This is a genomic window from Antarctobacter albus (assembly GCF_900101505.1).
GTDB lineage: Bacteria > Pseudomonadota > Alphaproteobacteria > Rhodobacterales > Rhodobacteraceae > Antarctobacter > Antarctobacter albus.
Genome location: NZ_FMZI01000003.1, coordinates 12,918 through 31,204, shown reverse-complemented (window position 1 = coordinate 31,204; position 18,287 = coordinate 12,918). Strand labels below are relative to the sequence as shown.

Here is an 18,287-nt window from a genome sequence, read left to right as displayed (position 1 = left end):
TCTAGGCCTTGGCCAAAATCTGCGAACCGGAAAACCGATGCCCTATGATGCCGTGATCTTCGACCTGGACGGAACGCTGGTCGACACCGAAAGCCTTGCCTTTGTCACCGGGCGCCGGGTGCTGGCCCGCCACGGCGCCGACCTGACAGAGGCGATCTTTCTGCAACTGGTCGGCACCGCCAACGACACCGGGCGCGCGATCCTCGAACGGCATTTCGGCGCGCTGGATTTCGACGCGATCCATGCCGACTGGCTGGAAGAGGACCGCCGCCAGACCGCGCAGGGCATCCCCCTGAAAGCCGGTGCGACCGACCTGCTGGACCAGCTTGCGGCGCGGGCGGTGCCCGTGGCCATCGCCACCTCGTCGCGTCGTGCCTCTGCCCTGCACAAGCTGGCGCAATCGGACCTGGCGCGGCGCTTTGACGTGGTCGTGACGCGCGATTGCGTGACGCGGCCCAAACCGGCGCCCGAGCCCTACCTGCTGGCCGCCAGCCGGCTGGGGGCAGAGCCGCGCCGCTGCCTTGTGTTCGAGGACAGCAACACCGGCGCCGAGGCCGGCTTTGCCGCCGGCATGACCGTCGTTCAGGTGCCCGACCTCGTGCCACCCTCTGGCGGGCATGCGCATCACCTGGCCGACGACCTGCTGCGGGGGGCGGCACTGGCGGGCCTCATCTGACGCGCTTGCGCAGGGCCCCGCGCTCGCCTACTCCATCAGGCATCGAGGTCAGACAATGGAATTGCCATGTATCGTTTTCTTCTCGGCATGATCGTCATGGCGCTGATCGGCGCCCTGGTCACCAAGCCCGGCCCCGAGGCCGCAGAGGCAGAGGTACGCCGTCAGATACAGCTGTCTGTTGCGAACGAAGGGCTCGACGGCAAGTCCGGCCTCGACGCGGCGGCCTTGCTGCTGTGCCGCGCCGACAATCGCGCCTGCACCGATCTGTTGATGTCCGGCATCGACCTGACCTACGAGGACCGCTACGTCTACGCCCGGATCGACCTGCGCGGCTACAAGATGACGGCCACCTGCTACGGTCTTTACACCCGGTTCTTCTGCCCCGGCGGGCTGATCCGCGAATAAGTCCGCAGGGGACCTTGTCGGCCATTGCACGCGGGACTGGGGGCGCATAGCTCTGGCCGCAGAGGATGCAAACCCGATGAGGCCCGTGATGAGTTTTTCGTTTCCAACAGGCAGGACATGCGCAGCACTGACCGCGGCGGTCACGCTGACATTTGCCACCGCCGGCGCGGCTTTCGCCGGTGACCATGCCGCAGGTGTGCGGACACTTTCGGTGCCCTCGGCGGAACGCGGGACAGATCTGGACGTCACGGTCTGGTATCCTGCGGCAAGCGGCGGCACCCCGGTGACACTGGGCGAAAACATCTTTTTCCAGGGCACCGCCGCCATGCAGGACGCCCCGGTTGCGCCCGGGCAACATCCGGTGATCGTGCTGTCGCATGGCGCGGGCCTGGGCGGGCGCCCCTCGGCGGCCAGCTGGCTGGCCACGCCGCTGGCCGAGGCGGGGTACATCGTCGCCGCCCCCACCCATCCCGGCAACACCGGGCCGGACCGCTCGGCGGAACAGACAATGAAGCTGTGGCAGCGGCCCGCAGACCTGTCGCGCGCACTGGACGCGCTGGAGATGGCGCCGGACCTGACGGCCCATGCCGACCCGGACAGGGTCGGTGCCCTGGGCCTGTCGATGGGCGGCAACAGCACCCTTGGGCTGGCCGGTGCGCGGATCGACCCGGACCTGCTGGCGGGATACTGCGACGACGCGGAGCGCAACCCCTCGCTTTGCAGTTGGGTCCGGATGAGCGGCGTGGACCTGCACGCGATGGACATGACCGTCGCGGGCCGCGACAACTCGGACGATCGGATCGGCTTTGTCATGGCGATCGACCCGGCCCCGGCGGATGTCTTCGCGGCGGAGAGCCTGGCAGAGGTGACGATGCCGGTCGCGCTGGTGAACCTGGGCCAGGAGGCCGGGATTCCCGCGACGATACGCGCCGCAACGCTGGCACAGGGCATTCCCGGGGCCGATTACACGGTGATCGAGGGCGCAACCCATGCCGCCATGTTCCCCGAATGCAAACCCAAGGCCGCCGAAATCGCGCGGGAAGAAGGGATCGAAGACCCGATCTGTCCCGATGGCACCGGGCGCCCGCGCGCGGACCTGCACGCGCAGATGATCGACATGGTCACATCCGCCTTTGCCGAGGCTTTCGACGCCGAGGAGTGAGGCCCGCTAGAGACGCGCCTGGTAAAGCTTGACCTTGAGCCCGCCGAAACTCACCGGCGGGCCGGCGTCCAGGGTCAGGCCCGTGGCCTTGGCCAGCCCCCCGTCAGAGGTCACCATGCCCAGCCGCCAGCCCGCAAAGCGGTCCTGCAGGACGGCGCCAAGCGTGCCGTATAGCGCAAACAGCAGCTTGCGGTTGCCGATCCGTGCGCCGTAGGGCGGGTTCACCATGACCAGCCCTGGCGGCCCCTCGGGCCGTTGCAGGTCGCTGATCGCCGCGCGGGTGAAGGTGCAGAGATCCGCAACCCCCGCCCGTTCGGCATTGGCCTGGCTCATCCGGATCGCCCCATCGTCCCGGTCCGATCCGTAGAACCGCGCGCCGACCTCGCGCCGCACCGGTTGCGGCGCTTCGGGCACTTCGATCGCCAGCCGGTCAAAGGCAAAACCCCGCGCACGCCCGGGTGCCAGCCCGGCGGCAATCTCTGCCGCCTCGATGACAAAGGTGCCGGACCCGCACATCGGGTCCATCACCGGCCCTGTCCCGTCATAGCCGCAGGCGCGAAGGAAAAGCGCCGCCAGCGTCTCGCGCATCGGGGCCTTGCCCACCTGCTGCTTGAGGCCCCGCCGATGCAGCGGTTCGCCCGAGGTATCGACGGAAAACACCGCCATGTCGTCCTCGATCCGCAGCATGATGCGCACCGCCTCGTCCGAGGCTTCTTTCAGGACCGGCGCGCCCACCGTCTCGGCGATGGCGCCTTCGACGCGCTGCCGCGCCGCGCGGTCGTGGTAGATCCTGGAATTGCGGCAGGTCACTTCGACCCGCACCGGCACATCAGGGCGCAGCACGGCCGCCCAGTCCAGTTTCCGCGCCCGCTTGTCCAGCTGCGCAAGATGCATGGCCCGGAAACTCGCAAAGCGCGCCAGGACCCGCCCCGCGCCGCGCAGCTCGCGGTTGGCCCGCGCCACCTCAGCCCAGCCGCCCTGAAAGGTCACGCCGCCCGGCACCTGCGCAGGCTGCGCGAATCCCGCCGCGCGCACCTCGTCCAGCAAGAGCGGTTCCAGCCCCGGCGGCGCGCTTGCGAAAATCTCGAATGTCTCGTCCATCCCGCCCTCATAAACGCCCCGCGCGGCAAACGGGAGAGTGCATCGCACCCCATTGCAAAATCCGCGCCGGCGTCTTAGATAGACGGTCGAGAGGTTGTGCGGGCAAGCGCCTCGCCAACCCGGTCAGGTCCGGAAGGAAGCAGCCGTAACGAGCCCCGCTTGGGTCGTTGCAATCTCTCACCTCAATCGGCCCGGTGCGCAAGCGCCGGGCCGTTGCCTTTCCGGTCCAACCGTTTGCAGGCCAACCATTTGCAGGATTGTCAGCCCGACCGGGCGTGCCGCACGAAGGGCACTGGCTCACGCTCTGCCTGCAGAGACCAGTTGCGTTGCCAGGACTCGAGATGGGCTCCCCGCTGGACCGATTGCAGACGGGCCTCGGCCTCGTCCGGGGCCTCTCCCGCCTCGATCATCAGGCGCAGGGCCATCATGCCCGACCGGCCCTTGCCGTCACGGCTGTGCAGCATGACGCGCCCGCCGCCCAGCAGCGCCTTGCGAACCTGCGTGCTGACCTTTGGCCAGTCCTCTTCGACGGTGGCATTGGGCGCCTCGCCGCGCTTGATCGGCATGTGCACCCAGCGCGTGCCCTTGTCCTGTACGTCCTGGCCAAGGGTCTTGGCCCCGGCCTCCAGCATCTCGACATGGCTGACGAGGGAAATCACCATCGCCGGGCGCCAGCTGGACAGGTGTTCCAGATCGCCGCGATAGTCACCCCCGGTGCCGGGCAGCTGGGAAAAGGCAAGGATGCCGCCCCCCACGGGCAGGACATGCAGAACCACAGGCCCGGCGGTGCCGGCTGCTTTCTGCTCATCCTCGACCATGCAATGTCTCCCCAATCGGCAGCGACGGCGCCGGCGACCGCCCCCACGGCCGCGGATTTCCGCCAACGGGGATAATACACGCATGTCCAGACCGGCCTAGCGATTCGGGCCGCAGACAGCCGGCAATCCCCACCAGAGTCGGGCACTTGCGGCCAGTTTTTCACGTTGTGCGTTCAGAATGCCACGCAAAGGCCCGCGCCCGAAGGCGCGGACCGGCTCAGACCACCTGCCCGGGATGCGACTCGGCCCAGTCCTCGAGAAAGGCGCGAATGTCCTCTCGACCGGCAAAGCCGATCTCGCGACGAGGCAGGGCAACGCCGTGATGCAGGGCCCGTTCCAGGCATCCGATATGATCCCGGCTGGCGCGATCGGGCGCGTTTTCGGCCCCGTGCAGGATCGTGCTCAACAGCGTGCCACCATAGCCGTTGACATGGGACAGGTCCGGCTTCAGCCGCAGGAAGAACCCCATGACCTCGGGCAGGCCTTCCCAGCCCGCCGCCTGCACGGGCGTCACGCCCATTCCGTCCGGCAGGTCCCAGGGCAGACCCAGCGCCACCAGCCGTTCCAGCACCGGCAACCTGTCCGGCAGGTGCAACGTCTCGCGCAGGATGTTGGCATAGGCCGGGGCCAGGCGTGCCGGGTCGATGTACTCGCCCGGGCTGTCCTGCCCCTCGGCGGCGCGGGCCAGCAGGGCTTCCTCGCGGCTGAGCGGGGTCGCGGCACCGCGCGCCTCGATCGCCTCCGCGACAGCGTGGTTGCCATGCACCCGGGCATAGGCATAGGCCGTGGCCCCCTGCCAGGTGCGCGCCGGGTCGGCGCCCGCCCCCAGCAGCAGGTCCACCATGCGCCGGTCACAGCCCCGCCGGGCCGCCTGGTGCAGGGCGGGCACCACCCAGGGGGCCTCTCCGCCGATATCGTCCGGATTGAAGTCATCCGGCCGCGCGCCGTGCGCCAGCAGCATCTCGACCGCGGCGTGATCGTGGAAATCCATCGCCCGGAGCAGCGCGTTGGTGCCATGCGGATCGGCGCCCGCCTCCAGCAGCATCCGCAGTCCTTCGTGATGGCCCAGTTCGGTGGCGTGGTAGAGCGACTCGTTGTCGTTTGGGTTGGCGCCGTGGTCCAGCAGCCAGCGGCCCAGCACCATGTTGTCCGCGTGGCCGATGGCACCGTAGAGGGCCGAGAGCAGGTGCTCCTCTCCCTCGGCGGCCGGGTAGCCATCATTCACGTCGGCCCCATGCGCCAGCAACAGGTCGGCCACCGCCAGCATGTCGGCTTCGAGTTCAGGATGCGCCTTGAACCAGCGCGAAAAGGCCAGGTGCAGGATCGGTGTCCGAGGCCCGAGGGGCCGCGTGGCCAGGCCGGGATCGCGCGCCAGCGCGGCGGCCACCGCCTCGCGCCGGTAAAGCGCGCATTCCAGGCCAAAGACACCATCCGCCAGGTCGGGCGTATCGGCCAGAAGCGCCACGACAGCAGGGGTCTGGCCGTGAAACAGCGCGATCTTGAGTCGTTGCAGTTTCGCGGCGCGGTCCAGCCCCGTGGTTTCGGCGGCGAGTTTCAGACGCGGCCAGCTGGGAAAACCGTTTTCCTGCGCGATGACGTGCAGGAAATCGGCCCGGCGCAGGGTGTCGGGTGCGCGCCGTGGCGGGTGCTGTTGCAGGCGCTGCAGGGCCCAGACCTCGTGCGCGACATAGGCACGGTGCAGGCGCTTGGCCTCAAGGCGCAGGGAATCGAGGGAAAGCTCGGTCATGATCGGGTTCCTCCGTCACTGCCCGCGATCCGCCATGTCGGGCCAGAGAAAACCGTAGGATCGGTGGTCTTCCATATGGGCCGGCGCAGGTGCTTTCCGCGGATCAGGAGGCCCCCGGCAAGCGGCCCTGCCCCTGATGTGCCGCGTCGCCGCGCGGAAATCAAGCCTTGCCTGCGCGCTTGCCGTCAGAGGGCGGTGGACGGCCCGGCGCGCAGCGCTTACCTTGGCCGCAACACCAGACAGGACCCCCATGACCGACGCCCCCGCCTACCAGGTGCTCGCCCGCAAGTACCGCCCCGAGACCTTTGCCGATCTCGTCGGGCAGGACGCGATGGTGCGCACGCTGAAGAACGCCTTTGCCGCCGACCGGATCGCCCAAGCCTTCATCATGACCGGCATCCGCGGCACCGGGAAGACCACGACCGCGCGGATCATCGCCAAGGGCATGAACTGCATCGGCGAGGACGGCAACGGCGGGCCGACGACGGACCCCTGCGGCAAGTGCGAACATTGCGTCGCGATCATGGAAGGCCGCCACGTCGACATCCTGGAGATGGACGCCGCCAGCCGGACCGGCGTGAACGACATCCGCGAGATCATCGACAGCGTGCACTACCGGGCGGCCAGCGCACGCTACAAGATCTACATCATCGACGAGGTGCACATGCTGTCCAAGAGCGCGTTCAACGCGCTCTTGAAGACGCTGGAGGAACCGCCCAGCCATGTGAAATTCATCTTTGCCACGACAGAGATTCGGCAGGTGCCGGTCACGGTCCTGTCACGCTGCCAGCGTTTCGACCTGCGCCGGATCGAGCCGGAGGACATGATCGGCCTCTTGCGCAAGATCGCCAAGGCCGAAGCGGCAGAGATCACCGACGAGGCGCTGGCGCTGATCACCCGCGCCGCCGAAGGGTCCGCGCGGGACGCGACCTCGCTGCTGGACCAGGCGATTTCGCATGGCGCCGGGGAAACCACCGCCGAACAGGTGCGCGCCATGCTGGGCCTGGCCGACCGGGGCCGGGTCATGGACCTGTTCGAGCGCATCATGCGCGGTGACGCGGCAGGCGCGCTCGAGGAACTGTCGGCGCAATATGCCGATGGTGCCGACCCGCTGGCGGTGCTGCGCGACCTGGCCGAGCTGACGCACTGGATTTCCGTGGTCAAGATCACGCCCGAGGCCGCCGACGATCCCACCGTGTCCCCCGACGAACGCGGGCGCGGGCAGGCCTTTGCCGATGGTCTGGGGATGCGGGCGCTGGCGCGGGCCTGGCAGATGCTGCTCAAGGCGATCGAGGAGGTCTCGAACGCGCCTTCGGCGATGATGGCCGCCGAGATGGCTGTGATCCGCCTGACCCATGTGGCCGAGGGCCCCTCGCCCGAGGAACTGATGCGCAAGCTGCAGGACAGCCCGCCGCCGCCCGCGCCGAAGGGCGGTCCCGGCGGCGCGCCTGCCGGCCCCTCCGGCGGCATGACCCACGCGCCACAGGCCCATGCGCCACGCGCCGGCGGCGGCGGTCATTCCGGCGGGACCGTCACGGCTCTTGCCACCGAGGCCGCCGAGGCGCTGGCCCGCTACCCCACCTTCGACCATGTGCTCGAGCTGATCCGCGCCAACCGCGACGTCAAGCTGCTGGTCGAGGTCGAGGGATCGGTGCGCCTTGCCGCCTATCAGCCGGGCAGGATCGAGTTCACCCCCACCGACGACGCCGCCCCCGATCTGGCGCAACGGCTGGGCGCGGCCTTGCAACGCTGGACCGGCAATCGCTGGGCGGTGATCCTGGTCAACGGCTGCGAGACACCCACGGTGGTCGAGAAACGCGACGCCGCCGAACTGGCGCTGAAGGCCAAGGCGCAGGAACACCCGCTTGTGCAGGCCGCGCTGGCCGCCTTTCCGAAAGCGACGATCACCCATATCCGCACCGCGCAGGAAGCCGCGACTGAGGCGCTGGAAGAGGCCCTGCCCGAGGTCGAGGACGAATGGGATCCTTTCGAGGAATAAGGCCGGTTGCCAAGCGCCCGCTGCGGCGCCAATTCGCCGCTCACGCGGCCTGACCGCGCGCCTGCGGCTTGTTCATTGCCGCCGTGGCTGCGATATGTAGACCAAGCATCCTTCACACCGCGCCATCCGGTCGGCGGTCCATCTAATCGGGAGACAGAACATGCTGAAAGGTTTGGGCGGACTTGGCGACATGGCCAAGATGATGAAACAGGCGCAGGAAATGCAGGGCAAGATGGCCCAGATGCAGGAAGACCTGGCCAGCATGACCGTGACCGGCGAATCCGGCGCCGGGCTGGTCAAGGCGACCGCCACCGCCAAGGGCGAGCTGACGGGCCTTGAAATCGACCCCTCGATCTTTGTCCCGTCAGAAAAGGAAGTGGCCGAGGACCTGATCCTGGCCGCGATCAAGGACGCGCAGGCCCGCGCCAACGAGCGCGCACAGTCCGAGATGCAGAAGCTGACCCAGGAAATGGGCCTGCCGGCCGACATGAAGCTGCCGTTCTGATCCATGCCGGGGCGGGGTCGGGATCTGCTGCGCGGCGGGATCGCCTGCCTTGGCCTGCTTGTCGCCGCGGCCCCGGTCGTGGCGCAGGACTGGGCCACGCGCGAGCTCTGCTTTCCGCCCCGGATCGAGATTCACGACGAGGTCTTTGCCCCCGAGCGCCGGGCCGAACTGGAGGCGCGCGCCGCCGCCATCCCCCATGCCACCGGGCGGTTCTGGCGCATCACGGCACCGGGTGGCGGCGTCTCCCATCTCTGGGGCACGATGCACAGCAGCCACCGCAGCGTGCTGGACCTGCCCGCCGCCGTGCGCGAGGCACTGGCCAGCGCCGACCGGCTGGGGCTGGAAATCGACCCGACCTTTCCGGACCGCGAAAGCCATGACGCCTACATGCGCGGCGACGATGTCTATCGCAGGGATGGATCGGTCACGGCCTACCGCGACCTGGAGTTGCCGGCGCGGTTCGAAGAACACCTTGTCACGCGCCTGCGTGCCCTCGGCTGGTCCCCCGACGCCCTGCCGGAACTGAAGCTGGGCACTCTGGCCGAACTGCTGCTCTACGATCCGTGCGAGGATTTCTCTGCCGGGGTCCTGCCCTCGCAGGACAGTTATCTGCAGACGCTCGCCCATATCGAGGGCATCCCCGTCCTGCCGCTGGAAGACAGCGACCGGCTGTCGGCCAAGCTGAACACCCCCGGAAACGAGGATCTGGCCCGCGCGATCATCGGCACCTACGCCGTCTACCTGATGCCCGGCGCCACCCCCGAGGCGCGCGCCACCGCGCTGGCGCTTTACCGGACCGGGCGGGTCGGCCTGATGATGGCCTGGGACGAGGCGCAGGTGACAGCAGCCTTGGGCAACGAGGGGCCCGCGCTTTATGCCCGGATGACCGAATACCTGGTTGATGAGCGCAACGAGGACTTCGTGAACGCCGCCCGCGACGCGCTGCGCGAAGGCGGCGTTTTCATCGGGGTCGGCAATTTCCACCTGCCCGGCGAAAGCGGCATGATCGAACTGTTGCGCGCCGAGGGGTTTGACGTGACCCGTATCCCGCTGCCGGGCGAGGCCCCCTGACATGGCCCGTGACGCCAACCCGATCGAGCACCTGATCGACCTCATGGCCCGACTGCCCGGGCTTGGCCCCCGCTCTGCCCGTCGCGCGGTCCTGCACCTGATCCGCAAGCGGGCGATCCTGCTGGCGCCGCTGGCCAAGGCGATGGCGGACGTGGCCCAACGCGCCCGCGAATGCCTGAATTGCGGCAATGTCGGCACCTCGGACATCTGCCCCATCTGCGCCGACGAAGGGCGTGCCAACGGGCTGCTCTGCGTGGTCGAGGAAGTCGCTGATCTCTGGGCAATGGAACGCGGCGGCACCTTCAAGGGGCGCTATCACGTCCTTGGCGGTACGCTGTCTGCGCTGGACGGCGTCGGACCAGAGGACCTGCGCATCCCGCAACTGCTGCAACGGATCGGGGCCGAGGGCGTGACAGAGGTAATCCTGGCGCTGAACGCCACCATCGACGGTCAGACCACCGCCCATTACATCGCCGACCAGCTGGAAGACCGGGGCGTCCAGCTCAGCTCGCTGGCGCAGGGCGTGCCCATCGGCGGCGAACTGGATTACCTCGACGATGGCACCATCACCGCCGCGCTGAACGCGCGCAAACGGCTGTGACCGAAACCCGGAGTTGCCCGTTTGCCGCACCGGCACGCGGGGCCGCCGGGTTCACGCCCCCGCACATGAAACTGTTACAATCGCGGCGTAGCCGCGCCCGACAGGAGGCCTTGGCCTCCGCGATTATCACCAAGTGACTCCAGGATTCTCCATGAACCGCGTTTCCCCCCTTGCCCTTGCCGCCGCGCTGATGGCCCTTCTGCCTGCGGGCGCCTTTGCCCAGTCGGCCTGCCTGCCCTCCGATCCCGCCGACGGCGACGACGTGATCTGCGCCGGCAGCGGCCTGGGGATCGAGGATAACGGCTTCGATGACGGCACCATCACCATCACACCGACCGGAGTGATCGACGGCGGCGACCGGGGGCTGCGGGTGGATGACGGCGTGACCATCGTCAACGACGGTTTCGTACGCGGGCCGGGAGATCACGGCATCCAGGGCGACAACGATGTCCTTGTCACCAACAACGGCACGGTGATCGGTGTCGGTGGCGACGGCATCAACATCGACGACAATGGCGTGGTGATCAACAACGGCGTGATCACCAGCCTTGACGACGACGGCGTACAGCTGGAGGAACGCCCGCTGGTCATCAACAACGGCACGATCACCGCACCGGACGAGGGCATCAACGTCAACGTCGATTACGCGCAGGTCGCCAACACCGGCACCGTGATCGCTGGCGACGACGGCGTGAACGCGGGCAACTTCGCTGACATCTTCAACTCCGGCCTGATCCAGTCGACCGGAGACCAGGATGCCATCGACCTGGACAGCGGCAAGATCACCAACCACGGAAGGCTGATCAGCCTCGGCGCCGAGGACGGGATCGATTTCGACGCCCCCGCCGCCGGCCCCTCCTTTGTCCGAAACACCGGCCATATCGAGGGCAATATCGCCATCAACACCGATGCCGCCGACCTCGCCGTCCAGGAAATCGTAAACTCCGGCACGCTGATCGGGCGCGGCGGTGTCGCGGTGAACCTGGGCGGCGGCGACGACATCCTGCGCCTGCTGGACGGCAGCGTGGTTTCCGGTGCCATCGAGATGGGCGCGGGCCGTGACACGCTGGCCGTCATGACCCGCCGGTCGCAGGTGCTGACCTTCGGCACCACCGTGCCCGAAACGATCACCGTTCGGGGCGGCGGCTTTGTCCTGCTGAATGCCGCGCCCGCGCCCGGGGCGAAACCTGCGGCCGTGGTCACCGCGCCGACGCTGATCGTCGTTGACGAGGCGCCGGTCTCGTCCCCGGACCGGCTGTCGCGGGAACTGGGCATGGGGATCGGCGGCAGCGTGCTGGACTTCCAGGTGGCCCGGGGGCCCTGGCTGGGCACCTTCGCCAACGCGGGCACCATCGCGCCGGACAGCTCCCAGGGGGCCGACTACGCCAGCCGTGGTATCGCGGTGGGCTTTGGCACCGGCTGGCAGGGGATCTCTCCCTTCGTGGGCTACGGGCAGGGCGCCAGCGACCTCGACGACGGGGTTACCGAAACGCGGATCAGATCGTATTTCGTGGGTCTTGGCCTGACCGGAGAGCGCGGGCGGTTCAGCTATGACGCCGCGCTCTATGCCGGGCGGACCCACAACAAGATCAACAGCCCCGACAGCCATACCGGCAGCGCCGATTTCGACGGCCAGCTGCTGGGGATCAGCCTGCGCGGCGGGGGCCTTTTGTGGCAGAACCCGACCGCAGGCTACGGCATCGACCTGGTGATGCAGGGCGACTACCTGCGCCACAAGACAGAGCGTCACGACCTGTCCGGCCTGGCCGGCGGCAAGATCAGCGAACGGACGACAACCACCACCGCGCTGCGCGTCGAAATGGGCCTGCCGATGCAGGTGAACGACATGTCGATGCGCCCTTACCTGGCCCTGACCAGCTTCGGCGGCACACCCGACGACATCACCTTTTCGGTCGGCGGCGCCAGCACCACCTTCGACGCGGCCGACGTCAGCGGCGGCAATGCCCTGGCCCTGGGGGCCAGCTTTGCGACCGGCGGCAACGGGTTGAAAGGCCGCTTCGAGGTCTCGCGCGACGCGGACGACAATACCTCCTGGGGGATCAAGCTGGGCATGCAGTTCTGAGGCACGTCCGCAGGCCCCCGGGGGTAATCGAAGGGGGCAAACGAAAAAGGCGCCCCGGCGGGGGCGCCTGTCAGTGGGACGGCGGACGGGGCGATCTGGCCCGGAGGGCCAGAAGCGGCGCCCCGCCGGACCTCAGCGGTCCTCGTCTTCGTCGTCCTCGTCCTTGCCGCCACCGGGCAGGTTGAAGAAGCTGTCGGCGTCGAGGTAATCGTTATCGCTCTTGCTGTCTTCCTCGTCGTCCTCCTCGCCGCGCGGATCGGACAGGCTGAAGGTCTCGAGCCCCTCGATGGCCGAAGGCAGACGCGGTTCCGGCTCCATCTCCAGGCTCTGCTCGGTCGAGACCAGCTTGCGGCGTTCGTCGTCGGTCATGACCTTGGCCAGGTCCTTGGCCGCCTTGGCCACCGCCGCGTCCAGCTCGGACTGCTTGCACAGGCCCAGGGCGACCGGGTCGATGGGCTGCATGTTCTGGATGTTCCAGTGGGTGCGCTCACGGATCGACTGGATCGTCGGCTTGGTCGTGCCGACCAGCTTGGCGATCTGGCTGTCGGCCAGTTCCGGGTGGAATTTCACCAGCCAGAGAATCGCGTTCGGGCGGTCCTGCCGCTTGGACAGCGGGGTATATCGGGGGCCTCGACGCTTTTCCTCGTCGCGGGCGGCCGGGTTGTGCTTCAGCTTCAGCTTGTGCAGCGGGTTGTTCTCGGCCTTGTCGATCTCGCTCTGTTCCAGCTGGTTGTTGGCAACCGGGTCAAAGCCCTTGACGCCCGTGGCCACGTCGCCATCGGCGATGCCCTGGATCTCAAGCTCGTGGAATCCGGTGAAATCGGCGATCTGCTTGAAGGTCATCGTGGTGTTGTCCACCAGCCAGACGGCGGTCGCCTTGGGGTGCAGCAGCTTGGACATTTCAATACTCCTTGGTCTTGCGGGACCCGCTGGCATGCCTCCTGCGCGGCCCGAGGCCGGTCGGGGGCCAAGGGCGGCTCCGGCGGGCGGAGCGGGTTACCGTTGTCGGGAAACTCGGCGTCTATATAGTGATCTCGCAGTCAAAGGGGAAGTGAAAATGCGATTGATGAGTGTTCTGCTGCTGGCCGCCCTGTCCATCGGCAGCAGTTTGCGTGCAGACGGCGACCGGGCGGGAGAGTTCGACTACTACGTTATGGCGCTCAGCTGGTCCCCGAACTGGTGCGTGCTGGAGGGCGACGCCCGCAACGCCGAGCAATGCGAGAGCGACGCCGGCTGGCTGCTGCACGGGCTCTGGCCGCAATATCACCGCGGCTGGCCCGACTACTGCCCGACGGTGGAACGCGCTCCCTCGCGCCGCATGACCGGCGAGATGACCGACATCATGGGCTCTGGCGGGCTGGCCTGGCACCAGTGGAAGAAACACGGCGTCTGTTCCGGCCTTTCGGCGGCGCAATACTACGCGCTTTCGCGTGAGGCCTATGGCAAGATCACCCGCCCCGAGGCCTTTCGCAAGCTGGACAAATCCGTGACCCTGCCCGCCTCGCTGGTCGAAGAGGCCTTCATCAAGGCCAATCCGCAGCTGGAGCCGGACATGATCACCGTCACCTGCCGGGATGGGCACATCCAGGAGGTGCGCATCTGCCTGTCCAAGGGGCTGGACCCGGTGCCCTGCGGCCGGGACGTGGTACGGGACTGCCGGATGACGGACGCGCGGTTCGAACCCCTGCGCTGAGGCGTGCCCCGGCTCTCTGACGCAGGTCAAGGACGTGTCCCGGAATCGGTGCATGACTTTACATGCGCCGCCCCCGGCGCCCCCTTGCGACAGGAGTTCATGACATGACACGTTTACTGGCCCTAACCGCCGCAGCCCTGCTGGCCACCGTCGCCCCGCAGGCCCGGGCCGGGGATTGCACCGGATGGGTCGTCGGCCTGCGCCCGATCAGCCAATACAACCACGCCACCGGAAACGGGTTCCTGGCGGTGCGCACCGGCCCCGGCTCGCGCTACCAACAGATCGGCGAGTTGTACCTGGGCGATGAAATCGCGGTCTGGAACCGATCGGGCAGTTGGTATCAGGTGCAATGCATGTCGGGCCGTTGCCTGAATCCGCTCTGGGGCGCGGCCAACCCGAACGGCTGGGTCTATGGCCAGTATCTCAACATCGGCGGCGTCTGCCCCTGATCGCGGGACGGGTCAGTCCTACGCGCCAAAGCGATAGCCAAAGCGCGCGATGTCCTCGGCACAGACCTCGGCCACGATGGCGCGGGTTTCGGCGTCGTAGTACCCGGCATGGTCCGTTCGTCGGTCCGAGCGGTTCTCGTGCGGCACCTCGGGCCGGAACCCAAGATGCGCGACCAGCGGCGCCATGTCCGCTTCGAGCTGTTCCAGGCGCAGGAAATGCCCGTGTTCGCGCCCCCGGGCGTCGCGCATGTACCTTGCGTAGGGCCAGGCGCGCAGCGTGGCCTGCGTATGCCCCTGGCGCAGGAAACCCGCGAAATCATGCGCCTTGGCCAGGGTCACGGCGGGATGGTCGAACGCCTGTTCGCGCAGCCAGTGATAATAGCTGACCACCCGGTCCCAGGGGTTGCGGACGAGGCAGAAACAGAACATCCCCGCGATCTCCTCGGCGGTCAGCGCACCGTCGAGATCCGCAAGGGTCGAATGTTTCCAGATCCGCCCCTGCGCGCGTTCCGCCAATGCCTTGGCCCGGGGCCGCCGCCGCCGCGCCTTGGGCGTGTCTCCGATGAGGATGTCGTCCCGATGCGCGCGCGCCTCCAGCGCCAGCGCCATCGAGGTGCCGCCGGTCTTGGGAATATGGACAAAGATGTACCGGCGACCGGGCGACAGGATCATTGCGTCAGGTTAGACTAGGACCCGATCCGGAGGAAAGGCGATAGCGCGGCACCCTCCGTACGATCACCGTGGCGAAATGCTCCTCCGAACGGGGCTTTTCTTGCGCAACTTTCTTGCGCATAGTCCGCCCGAAACCTGGCAACGGAGGATCTCATGGGCTGGCTTGCTGACGAAACCGGACTGGGCAAAAACACGGCGAATTTCGTTCCGCTGACCCCGCTGAGCTTTCTGCGTCGCGCGGGCACGATCTGGCCGGATCACCTGGCCGTGGTCTACGGCCCGCACCGCAAGACCTATGCCCAGTACATCAACCGCGTCACGCGGCTGGCCTCTGCCCTGGCGCAATCCGGCGTCCGCCCCGGCGACGTGGTGGCGACCATGCTGCCCAACATCCCCGCCCAGGCCGAGGCGCATTTCGGCGTGCCCGCCTGTGGCGCCATCCTGAACGCGATCAACACCCGGCTGGACGTGACCACCGTGGCCTATATCCTCGACCACGGCGGCGCCAAGGTCGTGCTGTGTGATCCCCAGTTCCTCCCCATCCTGGCCGAGGCGACCGAGATCATGGAAGGTGAGCCGCCCATGATCGTCGAGGTCGCCGACGACCACGCCGGCGTGCATGGCCACGGCCATTACACCGACTACGAGGCCTTCCTTGAAACCGGTGACCCCGAGTTCGACTGGATCATGCCGGAGGACGAATGGGAGAGCATCGCGCTCAACTATACCTCGGGCACCACCGGGCGGCCCAAGGGCGTGGTCTATCACCACCGCGGCGCCTACCTGAACGCGATGGGGCAGATCCTGTCCTGGCGCATGGTGCTGCACCCGGTTTACCTGACCATCGTGCCGCTTTTCCATTGCAACGGCTGGTGCCACACCTGGATGATGCCCGCGCTGGGCGGCACCATCGTCTGCTGCCGCGAGATCCGCGCCAAGGCGATCTATGACGCCATCGCGGACGAGGGCGCGACCCATTTCGGCGGTGCGCCGATCGTCCTGAACACGCTCATCAACGCGCCCGAGTCCGAGCGGCGCGAATTCGACCATGTGGTCGAGGTCTTTACCGCCGGCGCCCCGCCCGCCCCCGCCACCCTGGCCAAGATCGAGCCGATGGGGTTCAACGTGACGCAGGTCTACGGGCTGACCGAAACCTACGGTCCGGCCACGGAATGCACCTGGAAAGCCGAGTGGGAGCCGACAAGGGGCGACGAACGCGCAGCCATAAAGGCCCGCCAGGGGGTCGCCATGCCCTTCATGGAGGACATCACCGTCCATGACGAGGCCGGGACGGACGTCACCCGGGACGGCGAAACCAAGGGTGAGATCAAGTTCCGCGGCAACGGCGTGATGAAAGGGTATTACAAGAACCCCAAGGCAACGTCGGAAAGCTTTGCCGGCGGCTATTTCCATTCCGGCGACATCGCCGTGATGCACCCGGACAACTACTTGCAGATCGCCGACCGGGCCAAGGACATCATCATCTCGGGCGGCGAGAACATCTCGTCTGTCGAGGTCGAGGGCGTCCTTATGGGCCATGACGCGGTGCTGCTGTGCGCCGTGGTCGCCAAGCCGGACGAGAAATGGGGCGAGGTGCCCTGCGCCTTCGTCGAGCTGAAAGACGGGCACGACGTCACCGAGGCCGACCTGGTCGCCTATGCCCGCGAGCGGCTGGCAGGGTTCAAGACGCCCAAGGCCGTGGTCTTCCAGGAGCTGCCCAAGACCTCGACCGGCAAGATCCAGAAATTCGCCCTGCGCGAGGCGGCCAAATCGTTGGGGTGACCTGGCATCATCTTTGTCACGCCCTCAAATGCTATAGCGAAATATTATCTTCCCATCGGCCAGGGCATGTTGTGTCCTCAGATACAATTGCCTTTGCCGACCCTTGGGGGGATAGATGAGTGTTTACGTCATTGCCTGCCTGACGCCCGACCCGGAGCAGATGGACGCCTACCAGACCTACATGGCGACGGCCTTGCCGCTGCTGGAAAAGGTGGGCGGCAAGCTATCGCAGCATTTCCCGGTGGGCGATGTGGTGGTGGGCGAAAAGCCCGCCGAGGCGATCATGGTGGTCGAATACCCCGACATCGCGGCGGTCCACGCCCTGTTCGACAGCGACGAGTACCAGCAGTTGATCCCGGTGCGGGACCGGGCCTTCAGCACCTACAGCGTCTCCATCGTTAGCTGATCGTCCCGTCCGCTACGCGGGCCAGATTGCCCAGCCCCGCGCCCCGTGCTAGCGTCGCGAAAACGCGAGGCAGAGCAGGCCCCGATGACCGCCCTGAAACAGTTTTCCCGTCTCGAAGCGACCGGCCTCTGGCGTCCGTCGCCGGACGAGCAGCGACGCGAGGTGATCGTGTCTCTGGGCGAGGCGACCCTGACGCTTTCGGACATCAACGGCACCGCGCTGGCCCATTGGTCCCTGGGGGCGGTCAACCGGGCCAACGGCAAGGATATTCCGGCCATCTACCATCCCGACAACGCGCCCGAGGAAACGCTGGAACTGGACGGCTCCGAGAGCGAGATGATCAACGGGATCGACCGGCTGTTACGTGCCATCGACCGGCGCCGTCCGCGCCCCGGCAAGCTGCGGTTCCTGCTGACGGGCGGCACCCTCGCCGCGATCGCGGCGGCGGCCATCTTCTGGGTGCCGGATGCGCTGGAACGCTACGCGGTAACCGTGGTGCCGCCGGTCAAGCGGGTCGAGATCGGCAACAACCTCTTGCAGCATATCGAGAGGGTCGCGGGCAAACCCTGCGCCACGCGGGATGCGCAGCAACCGCTGGACCGCCTGGCCAACCGCCTGCTCACCCGCGGGCGGATCGTGATCCTGCCCGGCGGCGCGCGGGTCAGCGCGCATCTGCCCGGCGGGATCGTCCTGCTGAACCACGGGGTCGTCGAGGATTTCGAGGATCCCGACGTCGCGGCGGGCTTTGTGCTGGCCGAGGCCGTGCGGGCCTCGGAAACCGATCCGCTGGCCGCGCTGCTGGATCACGCGGGACTGGTGGCCAGCCTGCGGCTCTTGACGACGGGCGCCCTGCCCGATGGCGCACTGTCGTCCTATGCCGAATACCTCATGGCCGAAACGCCTGCCTTGCCGCCCGTCGATCCCCTGATCGCCGCCTTTGACCACGCCGAGATCCGCAGCACGCCCTTTGCCTATGCGCTGGACATCACCGGAGAGCGGACGCTTGCGCTGATCGAGGCGGACCCCCGCGCCGGCGACGGCAGCCGGCAGGTGCTGAGCGATGCGGACTGGGTGCGCCTGCAGGGGATCTGCGGCGCCTGAGAGCCTGACAAGGCGA

The 18,287-nt window shown here is 67.6% G+C and carries 18 protein-coding genes and 1 other RNA gene; 14 read left to right on the top strand and 5 right to left on the bottom strand.

The window, feature by feature from the left end; genetic code table 11:
• The first annotated feature begins 37 nt into the window (after positions 1-37).
• From BLQ71_RS05695 to BLQ71_RS05685, 3 genes are all read left to right on the top strand, one after another.
• Positions 38-676, top strand: coding sequence for an HAD family hydrolase (locus BLQ71_RS05695; protein ID WP_043135883.1), 639 nt, complete (start codon positions 38-40; stop codon positions 674-676).
• Positions 677-742: 66 nt separating this feature from the next.
• Positions 743-1,081, top strand: a complete 339-nt coding sequence (locus tag BLQ71_RS05690; protein ID WP_043135879.1) for a hypothetical protein — start codon at positions 743-745, stop codon at positions 1,079-1,081.
• 88 nt (positions 1,082-1,169) lie between these two features.
• The gene (locus tag BLQ71_RS05685) at positions 1,170-2,243 is read left to right on the top strand and encodes an alpha/beta hydrolase family protein (protein WP_074621033.1); all 1,074 of its coding nucleotides are present in this window, start codon (positions 1,170-1,172) and stop codon (positions 2,241-2,243) included.
• Between the two features lie 6 nt (positions 2,244-2,249).
• Here BLQ71_RS05685 and BLQ71_RS05680 read toward each other — a convergent pair whose 3' ends face one another.
• Positions 2,250-3,344, bottom strand: coding sequence for a THUMP domain-containing class I SAM-dependent RNA methyltransferase (locus BLQ71_RS05680; protein WP_074621032.1), 1,095 nt, complete (start codon positions 3,342-3,344; stop codon positions 2,250-2,252).
• An 85-nt stretch (positions 3,345-3,429) separates the two neighbouring features.
• On the opposite strand from BLQ71_RS05680, the gene ffs reads away from it, so the two are divergent.
• Positions 3,430-3,529: signal recognition particle sRNA small type (gene ffs, locus BLQ71_RS05675), an RNA gene on the top strand.
• A 75-nt stretch (positions 3,530-3,604) separates the two neighbouring features.
• On the opposite strand, the gene BLQ71_RS05670 is transcribed toward ffs, so the two are convergent.
• Together BLQ71_RS05670 and BLQ71_RS05665 are read right to left on the bottom strand one after the other, a co-directional pair.
• Positions 3,605-4,162, bottom strand: coding sequence for a protein-tyrosine phosphatase family protein (locus tag BLQ71_RS05670; protein ID WP_074621031.1), 558 nt, complete (start codon positions 4,160-4,162; stop codon positions 3,605-3,607).
• 217 nt (positions 4,163-4,379) lie between these two features.
• On the bottom strand, positions 4,380-5,909 hold the full coding sequence (locus BLQ71_RS05665; protein ID WP_074621030.1) for an ankyrin repeat domain-containing protein: 1,530 nt from the start codon (positions 5,907-5,909) through the stop codon (positions 4,380-4,382).
• A 250-nt stretch (positions 5,910-6,159) separates the two neighbouring features.
• Here BLQ71_RS05665 and BLQ71_RS05660 point away from each other — a divergent pair, with 250 nt between their 5' ends.
• From BLQ71_RS05660 to BLQ71_RS05640, 5 genes are all read left to right on the top strand, one after another.
• Positions 6,160-7,908 carry a DNA polymerase III subunit gamma/tau gene (locus tag BLQ71_RS05660; protein ID WP_074621029.1) on the top strand — a complete coding sequence of 583 codons (1,749 nt, stop codon included), beginning with the start codon at positions 6,160-6,162 and terminating at the stop codon, positions 7,906-7,908.
• 160 nt (positions 7,909-8,068) lie between these two features.
• Positions 8,069-8,413 carry a YbaB/EbfC family nucleoid-associated protein gene (locus BLQ71_RS05655; protein WP_074621028.1) on the top strand — a complete coding sequence of 115 codons (345 nt, stop codon included), beginning with the start codon at positions 8,069-8,071 and terminating at the stop codon, positions 8,411-8,413.
• 3 nt (positions 8,414-8,416) lie between these two features.
• Positions 8,417-9,484 carry a TraB/GumN family protein gene (locus BLQ71_RS05650; RefSeq protein WP_074621027.1) on the top strand — a complete coding sequence of 356 codons (1,068 nt, stop codon included), beginning with the start codon at positions 8,417-8,419 and terminating at the stop codon, positions 9,482-9,484.
• Between the two features lies 1 nt (position 9,485).
• A complete protein-coding gene (recR, locus tag BLQ71_RS05645; protein ID WP_074621026.1) occupies positions 9,486-10,085 on the top strand; it encodes a recombination mediator RecR in 600 nt (199 codons plus the stop codon).
• Positions 10,086-10,236: 151 nt separating this feature from the next.
• Complete coding sequence (locus tag BLQ71_RS05640) at positions 10,237-12,168, top strand: non-ribosomal peptide synthetase (RefSeq protein ID WP_074621025.1); 1,932 nt, start codon at positions 10,237-10,239, stop codon at positions 12,166-12,168.
• Positions 12,169-12,300: 132 nt separating this feature from the next.
• On the opposite strand, the gene BLQ71_RS05635 is transcribed toward BLQ71_RS05640, so the two are convergent.
• The gene (locus tag BLQ71_RS05635; RefSeq protein WP_043135855.1) at positions 12,301-13,068 is read right to left on the bottom strand and encodes a DUF1013 domain-containing protein; all 768 of its coding nucleotides are present in this window, start codon (positions 13,066-13,068) and stop codon (positions 12,301-12,303) included.
• Between the two features lie 157 nt (positions 13,069-13,225).
• Between BLQ71_RS05635 and BLQ71_RS05630 the strand changes: the two genes are divergently transcribed.
• Together BLQ71_RS05630 and BLQ71_RS05625 are read left to right on the top strand one after the other, a co-directional pair.
• Positions 13,226-13,861 carry a ribonuclease T2 family protein gene (locus BLQ71_RS05630; RefSeq protein WP_074621024.1) on the top strand — a complete coding sequence of 212 codons (636 nt, stop codon included), beginning with the start codon at positions 13,226-13,228 and terminating at the stop codon, positions 13,859-13,861.
• A 104-nt stretch (positions 13,862-13,965) separates the two neighbouring features.
• The gene (locus BLQ71_RS05625; RefSeq protein ID WP_052244193.1) at positions 13,966-14,310 is read left to right on the top strand and encodes an SH3 domain-containing protein; all 345 of its coding nucleotides are present in this window, start codon (positions 13,966-13,968) and stop codon (positions 14,308-14,310) included.
• 18 nt (positions 14,311-14,328) lie between these two features.
• Here the strand turns inward: BLQ71_RS05625 and BLQ71_RS05620 are convergent, their stop codons facing one another.
• Positions 14,329-14,982 carry a sulfotransferase family 2 domain-containing protein gene (locus BLQ71_RS05620; protein ID WP_074621023.1) on the bottom strand — a complete coding sequence of 218 codons (654 nt, stop codon included), beginning with the start codon at positions 14,980-14,982 and terminating at the stop codon, positions 14,329-14,331.
• Positions 14,983-15,135: 153 nt separating this feature from the next.
• On the opposite strand from BLQ71_RS05620, the gene BLQ71_RS05615 reads away from it, so the two are divergent.
• The 3 genes from BLQ71_RS05615 to BLQ71_RS05605 all read left to right on the top strand — a co-directional run bounded on the left by BLQ71_RS05615 (position 15,136) and on the right by BLQ71_RS05605 (position 18,271).
• Positions 15,136-16,764, top strand: coding sequence for an AMP-binding protein (locus BLQ71_RS05615; RefSeq protein ID WP_074621022.1), 1,629 nt, complete (start codon positions 15,136-15,138; stop codon positions 16,762-16,764).
• 115 nt (positions 16,765-16,879) lie between these two features.
• Positions 16,880-17,170 (top strand): DUF1330 domain-containing protein, encoded by a 291-nt coding sequence (locus BLQ71_RS05610; RefSeq protein WP_074621021.1) that lies wholly within the window; start codon positions 16,880-16,882, stop codon positions 17,168-17,170.
• Positions 17,171-17,254: 84 nt separating this feature from the next.
• On the top strand, positions 17,255-18,271 hold the full coding sequence (locus BLQ71_RS05605) for a hypothetical protein (protein WP_074621020.1): 1,017 nt from the start codon (positions 17,255-17,257) through the stop codon (positions 18,269-18,271).
• The last annotated feature ends 16 nt before the right edge of the window (positions 18,272-18,287 follow it).